The organism is Streptomyces sp. R11, assembly GCF_041051905.1.
In the GTDB taxonomy this organism is placed as follows: Bacteria; Actinomycetota; Actinomycetes; order Streptomycetales; family Streptomycetaceae; genus Streptomyces.
Genome location: NZ_CP163432.1, coordinates 4,821,158 through 4,839,461, shown reverse-complemented (window position 1 = coordinate 4,839,461; position 18,304 = coordinate 4,821,158). Strand labels below are relative to the sequence as shown.

At 69.3% G+C, this 18,304-nt stretch carries 15 protein-coding genes, 1 tRNA gene and 7 pseudogenes; 8 read left to right on the top strand and 15 right to left on the bottom strand.

All coding sequences use genetic code 11. The features are described from left to right. Positions 1-6: 6 nt before the first annotated feature. Positions 7-582 (bottom strand): dCTP deaminase, encoded by a 576-nt coding sequence (gene dcd, locus AB5J55_RS22255; protein ID WP_301998720.1) that lies wholly within the window; start codon positions 580-582, stop codon positions 7-9. A 570-nt stretch (positions 583-1,152) separates the two neighbouring features. Here dcd and AB5J55_RS22250 point away from each other — a divergent pair. Beyond that, positions 1,153-1,226, top strand: a tRNA-Gly gene (locus AB5J55_RS22250). A 79-nt stretch (positions 1,227-1,305) separates the two neighbouring features. Here the strand turns inward: AB5J55_RS22250 and AB5J55_RS22245 are convergent. From AB5J55_RS22245 to AB5J55_RS22235, 3 genes and pseudogenes are all read right to left on the bottom strand, one after another. Beyond that, positions 1,306-2,484, bottom strand: a pseudogene (locus tag AB5J55_RS22245) (tyrosine-type recombinase/integrase). Continuing rightward, positions 2,484-2,696 (bottom strand): excisionase family DNA-binding protein, encoded by a 213-nt coding sequence (locus tag AB5J55_RS22240; protein ID WP_369272351.1) that lies wholly within the window; start codon positions 2,694-2,696, stop codon positions 2,484-2,486. The pseudogene AB5J55_RS22245 and the gene AB5J55_RS22240 overlap by 1 nt, the downstream one beginning before the upstream one ends. Beyond that, positions 2,693-3,794: pseudogene (locus AB5J55_RS22235) on the bottom strand (replication initiator); the annotation flags it as partial. The pseudogene AB5J55_RS22235 and the gene AB5J55_RS22240, both read right to left, overlap by 4 nt. 1 nt (position 3,795) lies before the next feature. Here AB5J55_RS22235 and AB5J55_RS22230 point away from each other — a divergent pair. Beyond that, a pseudogene (locus AB5J55_RS22230) lies at positions 3,796-4,041 on the top strand (hypothetical protein); the annotation flags it as partial. A gap of 181 nt (positions 4,042-4,222) precedes the next feature. On the opposite strand, the gene AB5J55_RS22225 reads toward AB5J55_RS22230, so the two are convergent. From AB5J55_RS22225 to AB5J55_RS22215, 3 genes and pseudogenes are all read right to left on the bottom strand, one after another. Continuing rightward, the gene (locus tag AB5J55_RS22225) at positions 4,223-4,705 is read right to left on the bottom strand and encodes a hypothetical protein (protein WP_369272350.1); all 483 of its coding nucleotides are present in this window, start codon (positions 4,703-4,705) and stop codon (positions 4,223-4,225) included. Positions 4,706-4,748: 43 nt separating this feature from the next. Beyond that, positions 4,749-5,939 carry an amidase domain-containing protein gene (locus tag AB5J55_RS22220; protein WP_369272349.1) on the bottom strand — a complete coding sequence of 397 codons (1,191 nt, stop codon included), beginning with the start codon at positions 5,937-5,939 and terminating at the stop codon, positions 4,749-4,751. A 329-nt stretch (positions 5,940-6,268) separates the two neighbouring features. Beyond that, positions 6,269-6,541, bottom strand: a pseudogene (locus AB5J55_RS22215) (helix-turn-helix domain-containing protein); the annotation flags it as partial. Positions 6,542-6,988: 447 nt separating this feature from the next. On the opposite strand from AB5J55_RS22215, the gene AB5J55_RS22210 reads away from it, so the two are divergent. Further along, positions 6,989-7,504 (top strand): hypothetical protein, encoded by a 516-nt coding sequence (locus tag AB5J55_RS22210; RefSeq protein ID WP_369276261.1) that lies wholly within the window; start codon positions 6,989-6,991, stop codon positions 7,502-7,504. Here AB5J55_RS22210 and AB5J55_RS22205 read toward each other — a convergent pair. From AB5J55_RS22205 to AB5J55_RS22195, 3 genes and pseudogenes are all read right to left on the bottom strand, one after another. Further along, a pseudogene (locus tag AB5J55_RS22205) lies at positions 7,437-7,667 on the bottom strand (transposase); the annotation flags it as partial. The gene AB5J55_RS22210 and the pseudogene AB5J55_RS22205 sit on opposite strands and share 68 nt — an antisense overlap. A 243-nt stretch (positions 7,668-7,910) precedes the next feature. Next, positions 7,911-8,291, bottom strand: a pseudogene (locus AB5J55_RS22200) (replication initiator); the annotation flags it as partial. Between the two features lie 115 nt (positions 8,292-8,406). After that, on the bottom strand, positions 8,407-9,120 hold the full coding sequence (locus AB5J55_RS22195) for a hypothetical protein (RefSeq protein WP_369272348.1): 714 nt from the start codon (positions 9,118-9,120) through the stop codon (positions 8,407-8,409). 469 nt (positions 9,121-9,589) lie between these two features. On the opposite strand from AB5J55_RS22195, the gene AB5J55_RS22190 reads away from it, so the two are divergent. The 3 genes from AB5J55_RS22190 (at position 9,590) to AB5J55_RS22180 (ending at position 12,611) form a co-directional block, all read left to right on the top strand. Continuing rightward, positions 9,590-10,135, top strand: a complete 546-nt coding sequence (locus tag AB5J55_RS22190) for a hypothetical protein (RefSeq protein WP_369272347.1) — start codon at positions 9,590-9,592, stop codon at positions 10,133-10,135. A 208-nt stretch (positions 10,136-10,343) separates the two neighbouring features. Continuing rightward, positions 10,344-11,543 (top strand): NAD(P)/FAD-dependent oxidoreductase, encoded by a 1,200-nt coding sequence (locus tag AB5J55_RS22185; RefSeq protein WP_369272346.1) that lies wholly within the window; start codon positions 10,344-10,346, stop codon positions 11,541-11,543. A gap of 132 nt (positions 11,544-11,675) precedes the next feature. Then, a complete protein-coding gene (locus AB5J55_RS22180) occupies positions 11,676-12,611 on the top strand; it encodes an RNA polymerase sigma-70 factor (protein ID WP_369272345.1) in 936 nt (311 codons plus the stop codon). Between the two features lie 104 nt (positions 12,612-12,715). On the opposite strand, the gene AB5J55_RS22175 is transcribed toward AB5J55_RS22180, so the two are convergent. Both AB5J55_RS22175 and AB5J55_RS22170 read right to left on the bottom strand, forming a co-directional pair. Beyond that, positions 12,716-14,002 carry a peptidase gene (locus AB5J55_RS22175; protein ID WP_369272344.1) on the bottom strand — a complete coding sequence of 429 codons (1,287 nt, stop codon included), beginning with the start codon at positions 14,000-14,002 and terminating at the stop codon, positions 12,716-12,718. Positions 14,003-14,384: 382 nt separating this feature from the next. After that, on the bottom strand, positions 14,385-14,969 hold the full coding sequence (locus tag AB5J55_RS22170) for a lamin tail domain-containing protein (RefSeq protein WP_369272343.1): 585 nt from the start codon (positions 14,967-14,969) through the stop codon (positions 14,385-14,387). 552 nt (positions 14,970-15,521) lie between these two features. Here AB5J55_RS22170 and AB5J55_RS22165 point away from each other — a divergent pair. Next, positions 15,522-15,869 (top strand): annotated as a pseudogene (locus AB5J55_RS22165) (nitrilase-related carbon-nitrogen hydrolase); the annotation flags it as partial. Then, the gene (locus tag AB5J55_RS22160) at positions 15,866-16,210 is read left to right on the top strand and encodes a cupin domain-containing protein (RefSeq protein ID WP_369272342.1); all 345 of its coding nucleotides are present in this window, start codon (positions 15,866-15,868) and stop codon (positions 16,208-16,210) included. The pseudogene AB5J55_RS22165 and the gene AB5J55_RS22160, both read left to right, overlap by 4 nt. On the opposite strand, the gene AB5J55_RS22155 is transcribed toward AB5J55_RS22160, so the two are convergent. The 3 genes from AB5J55_RS22155 to AB5J55_RS22145 form a co-directional block, all read right to left on the bottom strand. Then, positions 16,207-16,833, bottom strand: coding sequence for a GntR family transcriptional regulator (locus tag AB5J55_RS22155; RefSeq protein ID WP_369272341.1), 627 nt, complete (start codon positions 16,831-16,833; stop codon positions 16,207-16,209). The genes AB5J55_RS22160 and AB5J55_RS22155 overlap by 4 nt on opposite strands. A gap of 84 nt (positions 16,834-16,917) precedes the next feature. Next, complete coding sequence (locus AB5J55_RS22150; RefSeq protein WP_369272340.1) at positions 16,918-17,331, bottom strand: cupin domain-containing protein; 414 nt, start codon at positions 17,329-17,331, stop codon at positions 16,918-16,920. Between the two features lie 136 nt (positions 17,332-17,467). Continuing rightward, positions 17,468-18,253 carry a sulfite exporter TauE/SafE family protein gene (locus AB5J55_RS22145; RefSeq protein ID WP_369272339.1) on the bottom strand — a complete coding sequence of 262 codons (786 nt, stop codon included), beginning with the start codon at positions 18,251-18,253 and terminating at the stop codon, positions 17,468-17,470. Positions 18,254-18,304 lie beyond the last annotated feature (51 nt).

Sequence of the window (18,304 nt, the reverse complement as noted above, 5' to 3'; positions counted from 1 at the left end):
CGCCGCTCACACCTGGGTCCGATGGAAGTTCTGGAAGGACCGGGAGGCGGTCGGCCCGCGCTGCCCCTGGTACCGCGACCCGTACCGCTCGCTCCCGTACGGGAACTCGGCGGGCGAGCTGAGCCGGAACATGCACAGCTGCCCGATCTTCATGCCGGGCCAGAGCTTGATGGGGAGCGTTGCGAGGTTGGACAGCTCAAGGGTGACGTGCCCGCTGAACCCCGGGTCGATGAACCCGGCGGTGGAGTGGGTGACAAGCCCGAGCCGCCCGAGCGAGCTCTTCCCCTCGAGCCGCGATGCCAGATCATCGGGCAGCGTGATGACCTCGTACGTCGAGGCCAGCACGAACTCCCCGGGATGCAGGATGAACGGCTCATCCCCCTCCGGCTCCACGAGCCGCGTGAGATCCGCCTGCTCGATCGAGGGGTCGATGTGCGGGTACCGGTGGTTCTCGAACACCCGGAAGTACCGGTCGAGCCGTACGTCGATGCTGGACGGCTGCACCATGGTCTGGTCGTAGGGATCGATCCGTACCCGCCCGGCGTCGATCTCGGCCCGGATGTCCTTGTCTGAGAGAAGCACGCCCCGAGGATACGCAAGGCGCGCGGAACGGCCACAATCGCGCCGCCGCGCGCCTGGCGCTGCACCTGCTGTGACTGCTGATACTCCTGTTACAGCTACTTCTACTTACTACCGTTCCGCTACCGCTTCTCCAGCGTCACCGGCACCACACTCCGAAGCCGGGCACACCGGGGACACCGGAGGAGCCGGCCGGGGCCGAGGCGATCGGCCTGCTGCATCGGGAACGAAGCGGTGCTGAACACGTGCCCATCGGCACAACGGACGACGGTGCGCTCCATCAAGTCCAAGAGTCCCTTCCCCAAGAGCCGCGTCTGGCTGCTGCCTGCCTGACGACGAGAGGCCACATTACGGGATCAAAGGGACGGTCCTCCAGGCGGCACTCCGACCCCGCCCGACCCCTCTCACGCCCCTCCACGGTACGCCCCAACTCCGGCCCCCTGCACCCGGATCCCGCCCCCTGAAACGCACTCAGGCCCCGCGGCTTCAGCGCCGGGGGCCGGTGATGAGGTACAGTGACCAGGCGATCGGACGCCGCCTCCAGATCCTCGGATCTTCCCGGCGGGGTCTTGCGCGGGTGTAGTTTAATGGTAGAACATCAGCTTCCCAAGCTGAGAGCGCGAGTTCGATTCTCGTCACCCGCTCCATGCGAAACCCCCAGGTCAGAGACCCGGGGGTTCTTTGTTGTCTAGACCGGTGCGCGGGGTGCGCACCACAACCGCACCATTAGCTCTCGGCGGCCTCCTCGTTGCGGTGCGCGGGGTCGTCCTTGTGGTGCTCCGTGTGGTGCTTCGCACGCTCGGCGCGGACCAGGTCGTCGAGCCCGGCGGCCACCTCGCGCTGCCGCTCCTCGTCGGAGTGCTGATAGATCAGGGCGGCTTTCTCGGAGGACTGACCGGCCCGGACCATCGTGTCCTTGAGGGTGGCACCGGAGCGGGTCGAAAGCGTGTGCCCGGTGTGACGAAGGTCGTAGAAGCGGAAGTCGTCCGGGAGACCGACGACCGCGCGAGCCCGGCGCCACTTCCGACCGAAGGAGGTGCGCCGGAAGGGAGCGCCCTTCTCACCGACGAAGACCAAGCCCTCCGGCCCCTTCTCCGCGTACCAAGCGAGATGCCGCTTCACCTCCTTGTGCAGGAAGGCCGGGAGCACGACGACACGAACGCCCGCCTCGGACTTGGTCTCGCCGGGAGCGCGTCTGCCGTTGGTCCGCTCGGGCTCGGCGACGCGGACGCGGATCACCAGGTTGTCGAGGTCGACGTCCCGGCGGCGCAGGCCGGCCAGCTCCTCGGGGCGCATCGGGCCGTACGCGCCGAGGTAGACCATCAGGCGCCAGCGGATGCCGATCGCATCGGCGAGCGCGTCGACTTGGGCGACGGTGGCGATACGACGTTCGGCGGCTGACTCCGTGCCCGCGCCTTTGATCCGACACGGGTTGCGGCTGATCAGGTCGTCGTCGACGGCCGTCTCGAAGATGCCCTTGAGGAGGCGGTAGGCCTTGGCGACGGTCGTCTTCGCTTTGGTCGTGCGGAGAGGCTCAGCACGCCACTCACGGACGCGCGGTGCCGTGATCTCGTCCAGGTCGAGGCTGCCGAAGGTCGGGAGGATGTGGAGTCGTAGGAGGTGCTAGTACAGGTCGTCAGTGCGAACGGCCAGTTCCCGTTCCTCGACCCACTTCTCCGCGTAGACACGGAAGTTGACCGCTCCGGCGTCGGGAGCGCGCCAGTCCCCTCGGGTCAGGTCTGCTTCTACCTGGGACAGCCAGACTTCCGCGTCCTTCTTGGTCTCGAAGGTCTCGTCCGCGCGAATGCGCTCACCGTCGGGGCCAAGGTAGGACGCAGTCCAGCGACCGGACCGATACTTCCGCACTGCACCGAAGCGGCGGCGTCTGCCCTTCTTGTTGGCCATCAGGCAGCCCTCCGAAGTCCGGTGACACGGAGCCTGATCGGCTCGACAGTGCGGGACTGAATGAACTCCTCGACCGCGCTCTCCGGGATGCGGACGTGCCGGCCGACCTTCACGTACCGGATGCGCCGCTCCTCGATCAGCCGCCGAGGGAATCGACTGGTCGTGCCGAGCAACTCGGCGACCTGGTCGATGGACAGGTGGCGCTCGGTCATGCGGTGGGTTCTCCTTCCGTTCCGGGGACGGGTTCGAGGGATGCGGCAAGCCAGGCTTCGGTGTCCGAGAGGCCGGTTCCGGCGAAGACCCAGTGCGCGAGGACGTACGTCGTGCCCGTCTCGCGTTCAGGTGCTGCGGCAGCGGCTTGCGCGCGGCGCCATTCGGCGCGGGCATCGCGGAGCGCGCCGAGGGTGGTGGAGTAGCGACGGGACTTGGTGGAGAAGTGGCCGCGGAATCCGAGCATGTGAGCCCAGGCCTGGAGCCGGAGTTCTTGCAGTTCCTTGCGCGCGCCGAGCTCCCACGCGGTGCGGATCAGGCGGCGGGCATGGTCGCTGATGTCGAGCTGTGCCAGCTCGGCTGCGAACTTCAGCGGCCGGTCCAGGGCACCCGTGGCCGTCTCGGCGCTCTTGGTCGCGTACTTGGCGATGTACGCCGCTACGGCCCGCTCGGTCAGCTCCTGGCCGTCGTTGAAGTCGGCGGATCGGATGGTGCGGACGTCGAGTTGGCGGCCGAACTTGAAGGAGTGGGCGCGGCTGTCGATGACCGGGCCGTCCACGTGGACCTTGGCTGTGGCGGTGCGGATGGCGTCGGTGAGCAGCTCGGCGGTGGCCCAGGCCGGGGGCGCAGTGTCACCGCCGTTGGGACCGTCGAGGCGTATGACCGCGTGGAAGTGGACGGCGCCGCGCTTCTGGTACTCGGCGACCTTGGCGAAGGACACGCGGGCGTGTTCGCGGAACCGACGCTGTGAGAGGCCCGCGCGCTTGGCCACCTCTCGGCGCAGGTAGGTGGAAAAGCGCCGCCAGAGCTGACCGGCGTGGGCGTTCCAGAGAACGGCGGATTCGTAGTCGTAGGTGTGCGGGCTGAGCGGGGTGCCGAGTGTGTCGTCGTCCTGGTCGTGGGTGACGCCGCAGCGGCAGGGACGGGCCGTTCCGGCCGGGCCGGTGGGGCGGTTGTGGACCGGGCCGAAGCTCGGCGGTGAAGGTGGCGAACACGCGTGGGTGGGCGGCGACGTGTTCCGGGGTGCCCTTGCCGCCGCGCAGGCCGGAGGTGATCAGGTGGAAGGTATCGCGGCCGTAGACCTCCGCGCATGCCGGGCAGCTGCGCACGATCACACCCGCTCTGGATTCTGAAGCCTCCGACGAGGCATGGGATTGGCTGTACGAGGGCCGCATCGAGACGCGGCGAGCTCTCCTACGGTCGGAGCCCTGCACAGTGTCGATCACTCAAGAGCGCACGCGCATCACGTGGACGATCCGGCCAGTGCTCTTCATGCCGCTGGCCCACCGCTATGGGGTCGAACTCCCAGCCTGCGCATACGACTTCAAGCCCCACGCCAGCCCTTGAAGGCTCAGCGTGCACTTCGACAGCAGCGACACTTCCGGTCACATCCTGACCGTCCACCACGACGCTGCGGACCCGGCCCTCGAAGGACATCTGGAATTGGTTCGGTGTCGTCACCGGCGGAGCCCAATGGCTGTGGCGGCCTGCACCCGGGTGACGGGTGCAGGCCACCAGAACAGGTCTGTCAGGAACTCGGCTTGTCGGTAGACGCGGATTCCTTACCGGACTCCGCAGGCTGCTGTGTGAAGACCACGAGGTGCCAGGCGCCCTTCTCCCGCGTCACGGTGAAGGTGTCCCGCATGGCCTTTCCTGCCTTGTCCTCGGCCATCAGGCGGGCCGAGCCGGTGTCCGGGCCCATGTCGTGCTCGACCTGCACGTCCTTGATCTTCCACCCCCGCCCGCCCTTGTCCGCGAGAATCTGCTCGGCCTCGTGCCTGGACCACTTCTCGTCCTTCACGCCCCCGACTTCGATCAGGCCGTCGGCACTGCGGGAGTTCAGGGCGTTCACGTACGCCACGACGGCCTCGCGGGCCCCGTCGGACGATGCCGAGGCCGAGGGGTTCGAGGGGCTTGAGGACTTGGCCTCGTCATCACCGGACGAGCAGCCGGATGCGAAGGCAAGAGCGGCCAGAGCGGCCGGCACAGCCAGAAGATGTCGACGCTCCACAGCGCACTCCTATGTGGTTCCTGTGAGGGGGATCAGCAGCCTGTCAGGTGCGGTGCGCGTACCACCAGGCACGCGGGTGGTCCGAGAGGAGCTTCTTCAGGCTTTTGTTGTGGGTGTCGCTGGTGTGGTACGTCAGGTAGGGGGTGCCCCGGTACTTCTTCGTGACGATCATCGTGTGGTCGATGTTGTTGTCGCGGCCCCAGTCAGCTTGGAGTACGTCCGACTTGGCCATCTTCCACACGTTGTCGAGGATCTTGGTCCGCTTCGAGTGCTTCTTCGCGAACCAGTACCAGTTCTCCGCAGCCGCCCATGTGTAGCTGGTGGTCCACGTCGTCGGTCCGTAGAACCAGTACTTGTTGCTGGGCCGCTGGATGATCGCGCCGCCCTTGGGGCCCCAGCCGCCGGCATGCATCGCCTGGGAGATGAAGTTGGTGCAGTCGGTGCCGTACGTGCGCCAGGCGCTGTTGTGGTGGTCCCAGTACTTGTCCGCGTAGGCAACCATCTTGCCGTAGCTGTAGCCCCTGACCTCCCGCTTGTCGCCGGAGTCGTCGCTGTTGCCGGGAAGCGGAGCGGTGCCAGACGCGGCGTCCTTGCTTCCCTCGTCCTCTTCTGCCTTACCGCCCCCGTCATCGGTGCCGTCAGCGGCGTCCGCCTCGGACACCTGCGTGGTCGGCGTCGGACCGCCCTTGGTGTCGGCCCTGTCAGACGACAGCAGCCAGGCACCGTCGGAGCCTTGGGTGAACTTCACGGTGTGCGGGACGGACAGTTCCTCGTACTCCGGAGCGCCGTCCGCGACCTCCTGCGGCGTGAAGGGGAGGTAGAGGCGGGTGCGCTCGATGAGCTGGAGCGTTGCCGACTGGCCGGTGACGGAAGTGTCGGCCACCTCCACATCGACCTGCGCCTTCGTGTAGCCGCCGTCGACTTCCTTGTACCGCTTGCCCTTTTCCACCAGTGCGGCGAGATCATCCTGCACCTGCGCGGTCATGGAGCGCGTGGCCCGGACGCGGGCGGTCGCGGCTCTGGCCGTCGGACGAGTCGTCGTCAGCATGTCGGCCCGCTGCTGCAGATAGCCTTCGGCGAGCTGAGTGAGGGCGGTGGAGTCGGCCTTCGCCGATGGAGCCGCTGGCGGAGAGACAGGCTGGGCGTCCGCCGGGGTGCCGGTGAGCACAAGCATCGCTGCTGTGGCTGAGGCCGCGGCTCCGGCGAGGACACGTCTGTGATGCGCAATGCGCATGAAACCCCCTTGATCACGGCTGACTGGTCGAGTCAGCCCGCAGGGCAAGAGGGCCTATTCGAGCATCGCGTTCCGAGTGGCGCATTCCTGATCCCAGAATGTCTGGTTCCTGATCAAGGAAGGGGCTGCGTGGGTCAGAGCCGACCGGCCTCGGCCCTCCCTGCACGCTCCGATCAGACGCGCACAGCCAAGCCGAGGCAAGCGGTGTCAAGCATCAAGTGAGGCCACAGCGTCAAGCATCAACCGAGACAAGACAAAGCCCCACGCGGCCGTGTCGGATCCCAGCTGATGCCTGACGTTGTGGTCCCAGGTGATGCTTGACGGTGGGCCTGGACAACATGGGCGATCCGCCGCGGACCCCATCGGGGATGCTTGCGCCGCAGCTCACAGACAGCCGCCTCCACCTCGGCAGACGCCTGATGCGGACACGAGGCCGGCCTGCGTGAACGGTCCGCCAGACCCGCCAGACCCGAGGAGGCATACCGGGACTTCCACCCGCTGACCGTCTGACGGGACACCCCCAACTGGGCGGCGACCTGGGTCACCGTCGCACCCGCCAGCACCGCCCGGTATCTCTGCTCAACAACTGACAACTCCACCAGCGCCAATCCCGGCCTCCTGCCACACGCCGCAACGACGCGCACAGAAAAGCCGATCACGGCCACTGTCAACCATCAGCTGGGACCGAACTGTCAAACATCACCCGGGACCGGACAAGCCCCACGCGGCCGACTGAGTTACAACTTTCTCTACTGGTTCAAGGCGGCTCGCTCCGCTCCCCGCGCGCGGCCCGGCCCCCGGCCGGGCCTGCGCTCCTGCCTTCGTCCCGCTCCAGCCCGGCCGGCGCCCGTGCCGCGCTCAAAGCATGCACCACCTGATGCCAGAGAAGAGGTACGTCGTGGCTGGGGCGGTCGGCTCCACGGCTCTAGAGGTCGTTCTCTTTCCGAACCTCATGTGTGGATTCCGCTGGTCAGACATGGGATCGCAGCTGCCGCGGAAGCCTCGGCTCGTTGCCGGTCGGGATGTTGTGGGGGTGGCGGATGCCGTCGATGCGGGCGGTTCTGGAATCACGTCTAATGGCCGCGGCGGTGCAGGTCGAGGAGCTCGAAGCCGAACTGAAGCGGGTGCGGACCGACTTGACGGACGCGGAAGAGGTGCTCAGGCGCCGGGTGATCGGTCTCGAGCAGTATCTGGAGGCGCTGGCCGAGGAGGAAGCGCCCGCCGCGGTGGTCGGCGGGTCGTCGCAGAGGAAGCCGGTCGGACCGCGACGCGCGGTGCCTCACCGGGAGAACACGGCCGGGGTGGAGGACCTGTCGGTGGACTGCCAGGCGGTGATGGCGGCCGCGACGGAGGCCGGAGCCGACGGGCTGGATGCCCGGCGGACGGCCGTGGTGCTCGGCTGGGACAGCGCGTCCGCCTCCCGCGTCGAGGGGGCGAGAGCACGTCTGAAGAGGCTGGTGGAACGGGGCTGGCTGGTGGAGGCGAAGCCAGGAAGGTTCACGCTGCCGGCATCGCAGCAGGCCCATGATGCTGGTGCTGTCGGCCGGCCAGGCGGCGGTTCATGAGCGCGATCATCGACCACCGGATGACGGCTTCGCTGGTGTCGGTGCGTCGCTCGTAGTCCCGGACCAGGCGTCGGCTGCGCAGGAGCCAGGCGAAGGATCTTTCGACGACCCAGTGGCGAGGCAGTGCCTGGAATCCGTGGACGTCCTCGCGGCGGCGGACGACCACGCCTGCGGCGGTACAACGAATCCGTGCACATCAGCAGCCATGTGGGTGCCTAAGCGCCGTCGCTTCCCAAGCTGAGAGCGCGAGTTCGATTCTCGTCACCCGCTCCAATACGAACCCCCAGGTTAGAGACCTGGGATTGAGAAACATCACGGCGAGAATCACCAGGCTCTCCCACAGCGGGACCGTGCCGTTGAACGGAACCAGGACGAGCGCCAGCACGCCGCCCAACACACCCCCGAATCGGCAGGGACGGGCCGTTCCGGCCGGGCCGGTGGGGCGGTTGTGGACCGGGCCGAAGCTCGGCGCGGTGAAGGTGGCGAACACGCGCGGGTGGGCGGCGACGTGTTCCGGGGTGCCCTTGCCGCCGCGCAGGCCGGAGGTGATCAGGTGGAAGGTGTCGCGGCGGTAGACCTCTGCGCAGGCGGGACAGCGGGTGGTGCGGCGGTTGTTGCAGCGAACGAGGAGTTGGCCGGCCGGGAGGCTGGTCGAGTCGAGGTGGTGGAGGATGCGGCCGATCTCGCCGGTTGCGGTGTCGACGTCGTACTCGGTGCGGTGGCCGTCGAGGCGGATCGGGTGGGTGCAGCCGCCCAAGCTTGAGAGCTGGCAGAGGACATCCGGCAGTGCACCGTCCGAGGCCAGGTTCACGAGTTCCGGCAGTGGGGGCGGAGTGGTGCGGGTCAAGACAGCGCTGCCTGTGGGGCTGAGGGCCGGCGCAGTCGATCCTCGTCTGTAGCGGTCAGCTGCTCTCGGGGCTGTCGCTAACGCCGTCGGAGTTCGCTTCAGTGGTGGCGCCGGTGACGCGGTCGTGTGCCTTCTCTGCTGCGACCATTACGAGCGCTACCAATCCGCTTAGCTCCAGGAACTTGCCGAGGATGCCGTCAGCGGTCTCGTTGGAGAATGTCACCGTCATCAAGGACGTCATGATGACGGCGCCTACGTATAGGGCAAACTGCTTGCGGCTCACCTCGACCGGAAGGTACTCGATGGCTTCCGAGGCGGTGAAGTCACGGACGGTGTCCTCCAGCTCGGCCACCAGTTCCTCGGGAACGTCGTCCTCGGCCGTGGTCCGGCAGCTCTCTTCCACTGCGGCTGCGGCGGTCGTGAGCTGAGCCTGACTGAGGGTACGGAGCCCCTCCACCATGCTCATCAACTGGGACAGGTCGGTGGCGCCGACGGTCAGGCTGAGGTTGGCCTGCATCCGTCGCTGGGTCTCGGCGAACGAGAGCAGGGCCCTGGACAGGCCGGTCATGTCGAGGTTGGCCTGCATCCGTCGCTGGGTCTCAGCGAACGAGAGCAGGGCCCTGGACAGGCCGGTCATGTCGAGGTTGGCCTGCATCCGTCGCTGGGTCTCAGCGAACGAGAGCAGGGCCCTGGACAGGCCGGCCAGGGCCGGGGAGTCGACGCGAAGGAGTTGCAGCGATGTCTCGCGCATCTCGGGTGTGGTGGCCATGCCGGTCACCTTGCCAGAGTGCGGGCGGGCCGGGATGTGGGGTCTGCAATTCGCGTGCGGTGAGACGGCAGAGTGTGCTTGCTGCCCTTGGCCAGCCGCCGCGCCCCTCCGCGAAGCCTGTATGACCTCCAATGACCGAATCCGCCGAGAGCCACGCATCAGAAAGCATCTGACATCCACGATGCCGGACGGGGGCGTACACCAGCGACTCTGTCCGGCCGTCCCACCAGTCGCCGACCGCAGTCGAGGTGGGTCAGGATCGAACTCCCAAAGCGGGTGTCGCAGGTTCGAATCGTGCCGGGGGCACACGGAAAAGGGCCAGCTCGGGAGGAGTGTCCTCCCGGGCTGGCCCTTGTCGTTCCGGACGCCGTGCCCCAGGCGTGTCACCACATCCACGCGGAATCCGCATCTCCTGGCCGGGGCCCCGGGCACGGTCTACCTGTACTGGGAAACCAAGGAAGACCTGATCGTGGGGCTGGCCGCGCGCGAGGTGCTGGCCTGGATCGAGACCATCAACGACCAGATCGCCCGGAACCCGCAGTCCGTCCTGCCCCGCCGTCTGGCTCCGCTGCTGGTCCGCACCACACTGGGCAACCCGTGGCTGCGATGGCTCCAGAGCGACGACAGCGCCATGCGGCAGCTGCTCCACCGCCCCGCCGACCAGGAGCGCTTCGCCGAGGCCACCACGAGCGCGCTGGGCAACGCGGTCCTGACGATCCTCCGCGACCACGGGATCGTGCGCGACGATCTCCCGCTGCCCAGGCAGATGTACGCCCTGCACGCCGTGCTGGTCGGGTTCGTCACCGTCATGAACAACGCCGATGCCGCAGACCCGCTCAGCATCGACGATCCCGAAACCGCCCTGGCCGACACCGTCCAACTGCTGCTCGAACGGCCTCGCGACCCCGCCGCACGCGATGTCGCCAAGGCCGCGGAGGCGGTGCGGGCCCGGTTCACCGAGATTCACGACAATCTGCTGGGCCTCGTTGCGACGGGCGCCGCGGGAACCAGATGACCCGCGTCCTCAAGGCCGTGCCGTTCGGCTGCGGATCAGCCGACGCAGCGCAGGGCATGGCCGGCCCCGGTGCCGCTGGATCGCCTTGACCTGCCAGTCGTAGTCCGCCCACACCGCGTCCGATGTGCGCCACGTCTCATCCGCGGGCTGTCACACCGCCCGCGCGCCCGGTGTCTCCATGCCGAAACCACAACGCAAGGGAGACACGATGAACGGGAACGTGAAGGTGCTCGTGGTCGGCGGCGGGTACGGGGGCGTCACGGCGGCCAACAGCCTGGCTCGGCGCGATGGCGTGTCGGTGACCCTGGTCAATCCGCGTCCCGACTTCGTCGAGCGGATCCGCCTGCACCAGCTCGTGACCGGCTCCGACGACGCGGTCGAGAGCTTCGGCAAGGTCCTGGGCGCAAACGTCCGGCTGGTGGTCGACACCGCGACCCGGATCGACGCCGCCGACCGCCAGGTGTCACTCGCGGGCGGTGGCACGGTCGGGTACGACTACCTCGTCTATGCGGTGGGCAGCGGCGCCGCCGGTCCAGGCGTCCCCGGAGCGGCGGAGTTCGCTCATTGGGTCTCGGACCTGGAAGGGGCACAACGACTGCGGACGGCGCTGGCCGCGGCGCCCGCGTCGGCTCCGGTGACCGTGGTCGGGGCCGGCCCGACCGGCTTGGAGACCGCCGCCGAGCTGGCGGAAGCGGGCCGCAAGGTCACCCTGGTCTGCGGCGACGTGCTCGGCCCCTCCCTGCATGCCCGGGTTCGCCGCCCGATCGCCCGCCGGCTCGCCAAGCTGGGTGTGACCGTCCTCGACGGTCCCGGCGCGCAGGTGACGGAAGTGACCCAGGACGCCGTTCGGCTCGACGACGGCCGCGTGCTGCCCGGCGCGGTGACGATCTGGACTGCGGGATTCCGCGTCCCGGACCTGGCCGCCCGCAGCGGGCTGCGCACCGACGCCGAAGGGCGCCTGCTCACCGACACGACGCTGACCAGCGTGGACGACGAGCGCATCGTCGCCGCCGGGGACGCGGGGGTGATGCCGGACCACCCGTTCCGGATGAGCTGCCAGGCCGCCGTACAGCTGGGCCCGGCCGCCGCCGACACGATCCTGCGCCGGATCGCGGGGAAGAGGACCGCTCCCGTGCGCATGTTCTTCGCGGGACAGTGCCTCAGCCTCGGCCGGAAGGAGGGCGTCACCCAGTTCTCCTACCCGAACGACAAGGTGAACGCGCTCAGCATCAGCGGGGGGCCCGGTGCCGGCGTCAAGGAGATCGCCTGCCGGTTCACCCTCAACAAGCTGGTGTCCGGGGCACGCAAGGCCAGTTCCCGCGCATCCCACGGCGACCGCACCGACCGCCCGGAATCGCCTCAGCCGGAAGACCCCACGACGCCGTCCGGCACTCGACGCGCGGCCTAGCCGTCCAGCCCACTCCGCGGGCCGGCCCGATCGGTGGAAGGCCGCTGCCGACGAGCCCGCCACCAGACCGGGTACATGTTCCACGGCCTGCTCCGGCCCATGGGGCGACCACGAGAGAGTGAAGCGCACGACATGAACGACCACGTCACCGACCGCGCGACCGAGGCCTTCGTCGCCCACCGCGACCTGCTGTTCACCGTCGCCTACGAGATGCTCGGATCGGCGGCGGACGCCGAGGACGTCCTCCAGGAGGCCTGGCTGCGGTGGGTCGAGGTCGACCTGGCGCAGGTGCGGGACCAGCGCGCCTACCTGGTACGGATCACGACCCGGCAAGCGCTCAACCGGCTGCGCACCCTCAAGCGGCGCAAGGAGGCCTACGTCGGCCCCTGGCTGCCCGAGCCCCTGCTCACCGCGCCCGACGTGGCCGAGGACGTCGAACTGTCCGAGAACCTGTCGCTGGCGCTCATGTTCATCCTCGAAGCCCTCTCACCGACCGAACGCGCCGTGTTCGTGCTGCGCGAGGTCTTCGACTTCGGCTACGACGACATCGCGGCCGCGATCGACAAGACGCCGGCCGCCGCACGCCAGATCGCCCACCGCGCCCGCCGACACGTCGACGCCCGCCGACCGCGCACACCGGCGTCCCCGGAGGAAGCGCGGGAGGCGTCGAAGTCGTTCCAGCGCGCGCTCGCGACCGGGGACCTGCAGGGGCTGCTCGACGTACTCGCCCCGGACGTCGTCTTCGTCAGCGACGGCGGCGGCCTCAAGCTGGCGGCCCTGCAGCCGGTCGTCGGCGCCGACAAGGCGCTCCGTTACATGGCCGGCAGCATCGACAAGGCCGGCGGCACCCTCACCGGTGAGTTCACGATGGTCAACGGCAACCCCGGACTCATCCTGCGCCTGGGCGGCGAGATCGACGGTGTGCTGGCCTTCCGCGTGGAGAACGCCCTGGTCACCGGCCTCTACTACGTCCGCAACCCCGAAAAGCTCACCCGCGTCGAGTCCGAAACCCCCCTCACCTCACGCGGACCGTCGCCCCGCGACACGACCGACCGAGGTGCGCGGTAGCACGGGCGCCGCGGACATGACCTGGGGCGACGCGGTCGCCACCGCAATGAGCCGGGCCCGACTCCCCTCGGGGGAACGGGCCCGGTCGCGTCTCGCCCTGCCGGTCAGGCGTCGGCGCCCGCCTTGCGGCGACGGGCGACGACCACCGCGCCGGCGCCGAGCGCGAGCGCCGCGCCGCCTGCCAGGGCGACCTTCGGCAGAACGTCGCTCGAGCCGGTCTCGGCGAGCGAGCCGCTGCCGCTGCCGCCGGTTCCGTTCACCGGAGTGGTGGAGGAGCCGCCCTGCTCGGTGGTGTTGTCGGTCTCGCCGGGCTTGCCGTCGGTGTCGTCGGTCTTGCCCGAGTCGGCCTTGGCCAGGATCTGGAACTCGTTGTGGTCGAGATCCGGGTAACCGCCGCAGGAGTCGTCGGCGTTGACGTAGTCGGCCGCCACGAAGACGGCGCCCTGCCCGGCCGGGATGTCCGCGTCGACCTTCAGCCGCAGTTTGACGTCGACCGAGGCCTTCGCCTTGAGGGAGCCGACATTCGATCCGTCGAGCAGGTCGAAGTCGCGCCAGGTCGGGTTCGCGGCGGTGGACCACTCCAGGTCGAGGTAGGAGTCGAGCTCCTTGAGGCCCTTGTCGTCGAAGGCGTGGACGGCTGCGTACGGGTACACCTCGTCCATCGTCTTGTCGGTGCCGTTGGTGACGCGCAGCGTGAAGTTCTCCGTGGTTCCGCCGACGACCTTGTCCGCGAGCCCGCTGACGACAGCGGTGAGCTTGGGCTCCGGGACGCACTCGTCGCCCGGCTCCTCCTCCCCCTCCTCGGCCTCGGCATCCGCGAGCGCCTTCTTCGCGTCGTCCAGCTTCTTCTTGGCCTCGTCCCTCGTCTTCTGCAGAAGGCCGATCTTCCGGGCCTGGGCGACGCGGGCGTCGTCGTGGGCGGTCCGCGCCGCGGCAGCCTTGGTGTCCGCGGCCGTCTTGGCCGCCGCGGCGTCCTGGGCTGCCTTCTCGGCCTCGTCGAGCACCGTCTGCGCTGCGGCCTTCTCCTCGTCGGTGGTGGCGGCGTCCAGCTTGGCCCGGGCGTCCACGACGGCCTGGTCGGCCTCGGTCTTGGCCTTGGCGGCGGCCTCAGCGGCCTTCTTGGTCTCGATGACCGCGGCCTTGGTCGGGTACGTCTCCGCTTCCAGGCCCTCCTCAAGGAACTTGATGGCGTCGTTCACCGCGATGACGGCGGCGTCGTACTCCTTCTGCGCGAGGTCTACGGCCTGCTCGAGCTCTTCGATCGTCGGCTTCGCCTTCTGCGTCTGCGCGACCGGCTTCTCGTCGGCGAAGGCGGGTGCGGTCGAGAGGAGGACGACCGGGGCGGTCACGGCGGCGGCGACAGCGGTCGCGAGAACACGGCGAATCTTCACAAGGGACCCCTGGTCGGGTGGCGAAAGAAAGGTGCGCTGGGCGTCGCGCCTGCGGACTGCTCACGCGGGGCGACGCCGCAGCGATCGTATGACCTGCCTGAACAAGGCCGCAGGTGGTTTCTCGCACCTCTGCCGGAGGAGCCTTCACAGCGCGCGCACAAATGGCACTTACGGGAACAGTTGCCTGCTTAGGCCGCACTTTTTCTGTGATCCATCACTCAGCATCCATGGACCTGTCCAGGACTCCGACACCCGAACCGACAGCGCCGTTGCCTCACTGCAGCCGACCGTTGAGACGCGCCCGGCCTCGGGAGAGGCCGGGCGCGCCAATGGCTTATCGGTGCGTGGGGAACGCGTTCAGTTCACGCACGTGGTGCTGGGGTCAGCGGTGGTAGCCGCCGTGGTGGCGGTCGTTGTGACGGTCGTTGTGGCGGTCGTTGTGGCGGTCGTTGTGGCGGTCGTTGTGGCGGTCGTTGTGGCGGTCGTTGTGACGGTCGTAGCCCCAGGACTCGTTGTCGATGAAGCGTCCGCGGTCGTTGCGGAGGGTGGCGGTGTCGGAGCGGTTGTCCCAGACGTAGTGGCGGCGGTCCTGGTACAGGTCGCTGTCGGTGTCGCGACCGATGCCGGTGTGGATGCGGACCGTGGCGCGGCCTTCCAGGCGGTAGTGGTCGAAGGTGTAGGTGCGACCGTCCTCGTCCTCGAGGGTCCAGCCGTCGAGGTTGACCGTGTGGCGGGTGGTGTTGGTGATTTCGACCCACTCCCGGTTCAGGGAGCGGTTGGAGCGGTCGTCACGGCCCGGGGAGTCGTACTGGACGTCCGAGATCTTCACCTTCGGCCGCTCGGGACGGGCGTGGTCGGAGGCGGAGGCCGGCAGCGTGACGACCGAGACCAGAGCGCCGGCGGCGAGCGCGGCGGCGGTGAGGCGGCGGGCGCTGACAGAAGCGGAAGCGGACAAGGGGTCTCCCATGGTGCGGGCACCTTCCCCGAGAGGCCGCTACGGGCTGCCGGGGAGTCGGTGTGGTGTGGGTTGGCGGCCGGCTGGCCGCACGCACACCCTGTCCACGTCGTGGAGAACCTCAGGAGAAGGCGTGACGTCTGTTACGTGTTGTCCATATTTCTATGACTCTCGGATGCAACATCCATGTATGCCGTCTATGGCTCAGTATTGACGCATCGACAGGCCGGGAGGCCTTGCGGGCGTTGGGGTGTGACGTCGTCCCGCCGCGGTGCGACGCCCCGTAGGGGACCGGGTCATCACCCGAAAGTGAGTAACAGCGGGGTGGCGACTACTCGGGCCCTGGCGTGGAGAACCCGATCTCGAGGTCGGTACGTGACCTCGGCGCCTTCATCGGCCGGCTGGGGAGGCGCAGGGTCGACGTACTCGGATTCTCCTCGGGCGGCTCGGGCTGCTCACCCCGATACCGGGCTGATCGGACAGACCGAAGGGGGACAACGCGTTCACCGCCGCCGGCCTCGGCAGCGACACCGCCTCCGCCTGCTGCGCGCGACGCGCACCGCATTCCGGGCGCACGCCGACGCCGGAGCCGTCGCCACACTGCTGGCCGCCTCCTGGGGCGCGGGGCCGGGCAAGCCGGAGCAGTGGGAGCTGCTGGCGCGGGCCCGTGCGCTGGACGCCACCGTATGGCTGGCCGCCGTCGACCAGGCCGACCCCGGCGCGGGCACCGGCCCGGGTTCCGCCCCGACGGGGATCGGGCACAGTCTCGTCGTCGGCCCCGACGGGACCGTACGGCACGCTCTGGGCGCCGAGCCCGGGCTGCTGGTGGCCGACCTGGACGTCGACGAGGTCGCCGCGGTCCGGCAGCGGACCTCCGTACTTGCGAACCGGCGCCCGGAGGTGTGGCGATGAGCAAGCCCGAGCTGGAGTTCCACCTGCCCGACGGGCCGTGGCAGGCCCCGGCCGAAGCCGGCCCGGGCGTCGGGGAACGCGTCCTGGCCGACGACCCCGAGCGTGGATCCCGTATGGCGCTCGTCCGCTGGGCGCCGGGGACCGACACCTCGGCGCACGGCGTGACATGCCACGACTTCTGGGAGGAGGTCTACCTCGTCGAGGGAGCGCTGCACGACCTGACACTCGACCGGACCTTCACCGCCGGCATGTACGCCTGCCGCCCGCCCGGGATGCCGCACGGCCCCTGGGCCTCCCGGGACGGCGTGACGATGCTGGTGATCACCTACCCGCCGTCCTAACCCGCGAGCAGCACCTTGAGCGTCGACTCCAGATGATGGTCGATGGCGGCCCACGCGGCCTGGGCGTCACCGGCTTCCAGGGCGTCCAGGATGGCCTCGTGCTCCTCCAGCACCGCTTCCTGGCGTCCCTGCCGGTTGAAGAGGGCGACCACGCCGGCACGGACCTGGCGGCTGCGCAGGCCCTCGTAGTGCCGGTCGAGAAGGGCGTTGCCGACGGCGGACACCAGGACGGCGTGGAAACGGTGGTCCACGGCGATGAACTCCCGGGCCTGCTCGGCGCCGGTGAGCTCGCGCTGCCGTTCCAGCAGGGACCGCAGCTCCGCCACCGGCGCTCCGCCACCGGAGACGAGCTGCTGGGCGGCGTACCGCTCGACGATGCCCCGCAGCTCCATGAGCTCGCGGATCTCCCGTCCCGTCAGGGGCGACACCCGGGCGCCCCGCTTTGGCACCAGCTCGACCAGGTCCTCGGCGGCGAGTTGCAGCAGCGCTTCCCGGATGGGCGTGCGGGAGACGCCGATCCGGTCCGCGAGCTCCTGCTCCGACAGGAAGGCGCCTTGCATCCCGGGATCCGTCAGCACCGTCTCCTTGAGATACGCGTACGCCTTCTCCCGACCGGACGTCACGGCAACCCCCAGCAGTCGTATACAGCTTGTATACGGACGCTGCCACGTGCCTTCTGCGGGGTGGACCTCACCGAGGGCTGGTGGTCACCGTGACTGGGTGCCCCGTAGGTGCTGCCGTTCTGCCAGTTCCTCCGGGCCGACCACGGTGAGAACAGGGGCACCCGGCGGCGCGAACATGGTCACCACCAGCTGGGACTGGGCGTCGGGAAGGTTGTTGGCGCCCTGGTAGTGGATGACGTCGCCTCCGGGCTCGAAGAGGGCGTCACCGGCCTTGAGTACCCGGGGCGGTTGGCCCTCCAGTTCGAAGAGGATCTCGCCCTGGGTCACGTAACCGAAGAGCGGTCCGGGGTGGCGGTGCGGCGGCGCGCCGGGGTCACCGGGGGCCAGGGTGACCCGGATCGTCCTTGCCTCGGCGCCTGCCGGTATTCGGTCCGCCGCCTCCGGCAGGGTCGTGATCACCTCGACGCCCGGGGGCAGGTGTGCGTGCTGAGCGGTCATGCGTTCCTCCAAGCAGGGAGTGTCCACAGTGAGGACAAGACGGCCTCCCCGTTTTGTGACAGCCCTGCGGGGTGAACCTGCTCAAGGTGCGCCGGAGATGCGCGACTTCAGGACGGACACGGTGGCCGGCGGGGGTTCAGCTCAGGGTCTGGGCGGCGTACAGGGCGCCGAGGGCTGCGGCGAGGGTGCCGAGCAGGAGGCGTAGGGCTCGTTCGGGCAGGTGGGGTTGGAGGCGGGCGCCGAGGTAGCCGCCGATCAGTCCGCCGGTGCCGCAGGCGAGGCCGAGCCACCAGTCGGGGGCGATGTCTCCGGCGCTGATGAGCGACAGCAGTGCGTAGGTGGCGGCGCCGACGAGGGAGGTCGCGAAGGTGGCGGCGAGCGCGGCCGGGGCGACGCGTGCGACGGGCAGACCGCGTCCGACGAGGATCGGGCCGAGGAGGGAGCCGCCGCCGATGCCGTAGATACCGCCGACCACTCCGACCGCCAGGGCGAGGCCGGTGAGTGTGCGTGGGGTCAACTCGCGTGCGGGCGGCGGACGGTGGTGCGTCTGCTTCAGGGAGCGCAGGCTCAGCCACAGGCCGAGGGGCAGCAGCAGGGCGGCGATCAGGAGCCGGAAGACCTCGGGGCCGGGGAGGGCGAAGACGCGGAGGGCGGCGCCGAGGACGACGCCGGGCAGCGTGCCCAGCACCAGGCGCCGGGCGAGGTCGCCGCGCAGGGCGCCGTCGCGGCGGTAGCGCCACAGGGCGCCCGGGCCGGCGACGACGTTGAACAGCAGGTTGGTCGGCGTGACGGCCGGGTTGGGCACGCCGAAGACGCTCAGCTGGACCGGGAGGAGGAACACCGCGCCGGACACGCCGACCGGGGCGGTCACGCAGGCGATCAGCAGACCGGCGGCCAGTCCACCCGCCCATGTCCAGTCCACGCCTGCCCCCGCCTGTCGATCGCCCGGTCAGTATCAGCACGTCGGACGGTG

Coding starts and splice junctions, on each gene's coding strand:
- AB5J55_RS22150 (WP_369272340.1), bottom strand. CDS start 17,331: ATGACCGCTCAGCACGCACACCTGCCCCCGGGCGTCGAGGTGATCACG.
- AB5J55_RS22170 (WP_369272343.1), bottom strand. CDS start 14,969: ATGGGAGACCCCTTGTCCGCTTCCGCTTCTGTCAGCGCCCGCCGCCTC.
- AB5J55_RS22160 (WP_369272342.1), top strand. CDS start 15,866: ATGAGCAAGCCCGAGCTGGAGTTCCACCTGCCCGACGGGCCGTGGCAG.
- AB5J55_RS22220 (WP_369272349.1), bottom strand. CDS start 5,939: ATGCGCATTGCGCATCACAGACGTGTCCTCGCCGGAGCCGCGGCCTCA.
- AB5J55_RS22185 (WP_369272346.1), top strand. CDS start 10,344: ATGAACGGGAACGTGAAGGTGCTCGTGGTCGGCGGCGGGTACGGGGGC.
- AB5J55_RS22240 (WP_369272351.1), bottom strand. CDS start 2,696: ATGACCGAGCGCCACCTGTCCATCGACCAGGTCGCCGAGTTGCTCGGC.
- AB5J55_RS22195 (WP_369272348.1), bottom strand. CDS start 9,120: ATGGCCACCACACCCGAGATGCGCGAGACATCGCTGCAACTCCTTCGC.
- AB5J55_RS22210 (WP_369276261.1), top strand. CDS start 6,989: ATGCGGGCGGTTCTGGAATCACGTCTAATGGCCGCGGCGGTGCAGGTC.
- AB5J55_RS22180 (WP_369272345.1), top strand. CDS start 11,676: ATGAACGACCACGTCACCGACCGCGCGACCGAGGCCTTCGTCGCCCAC.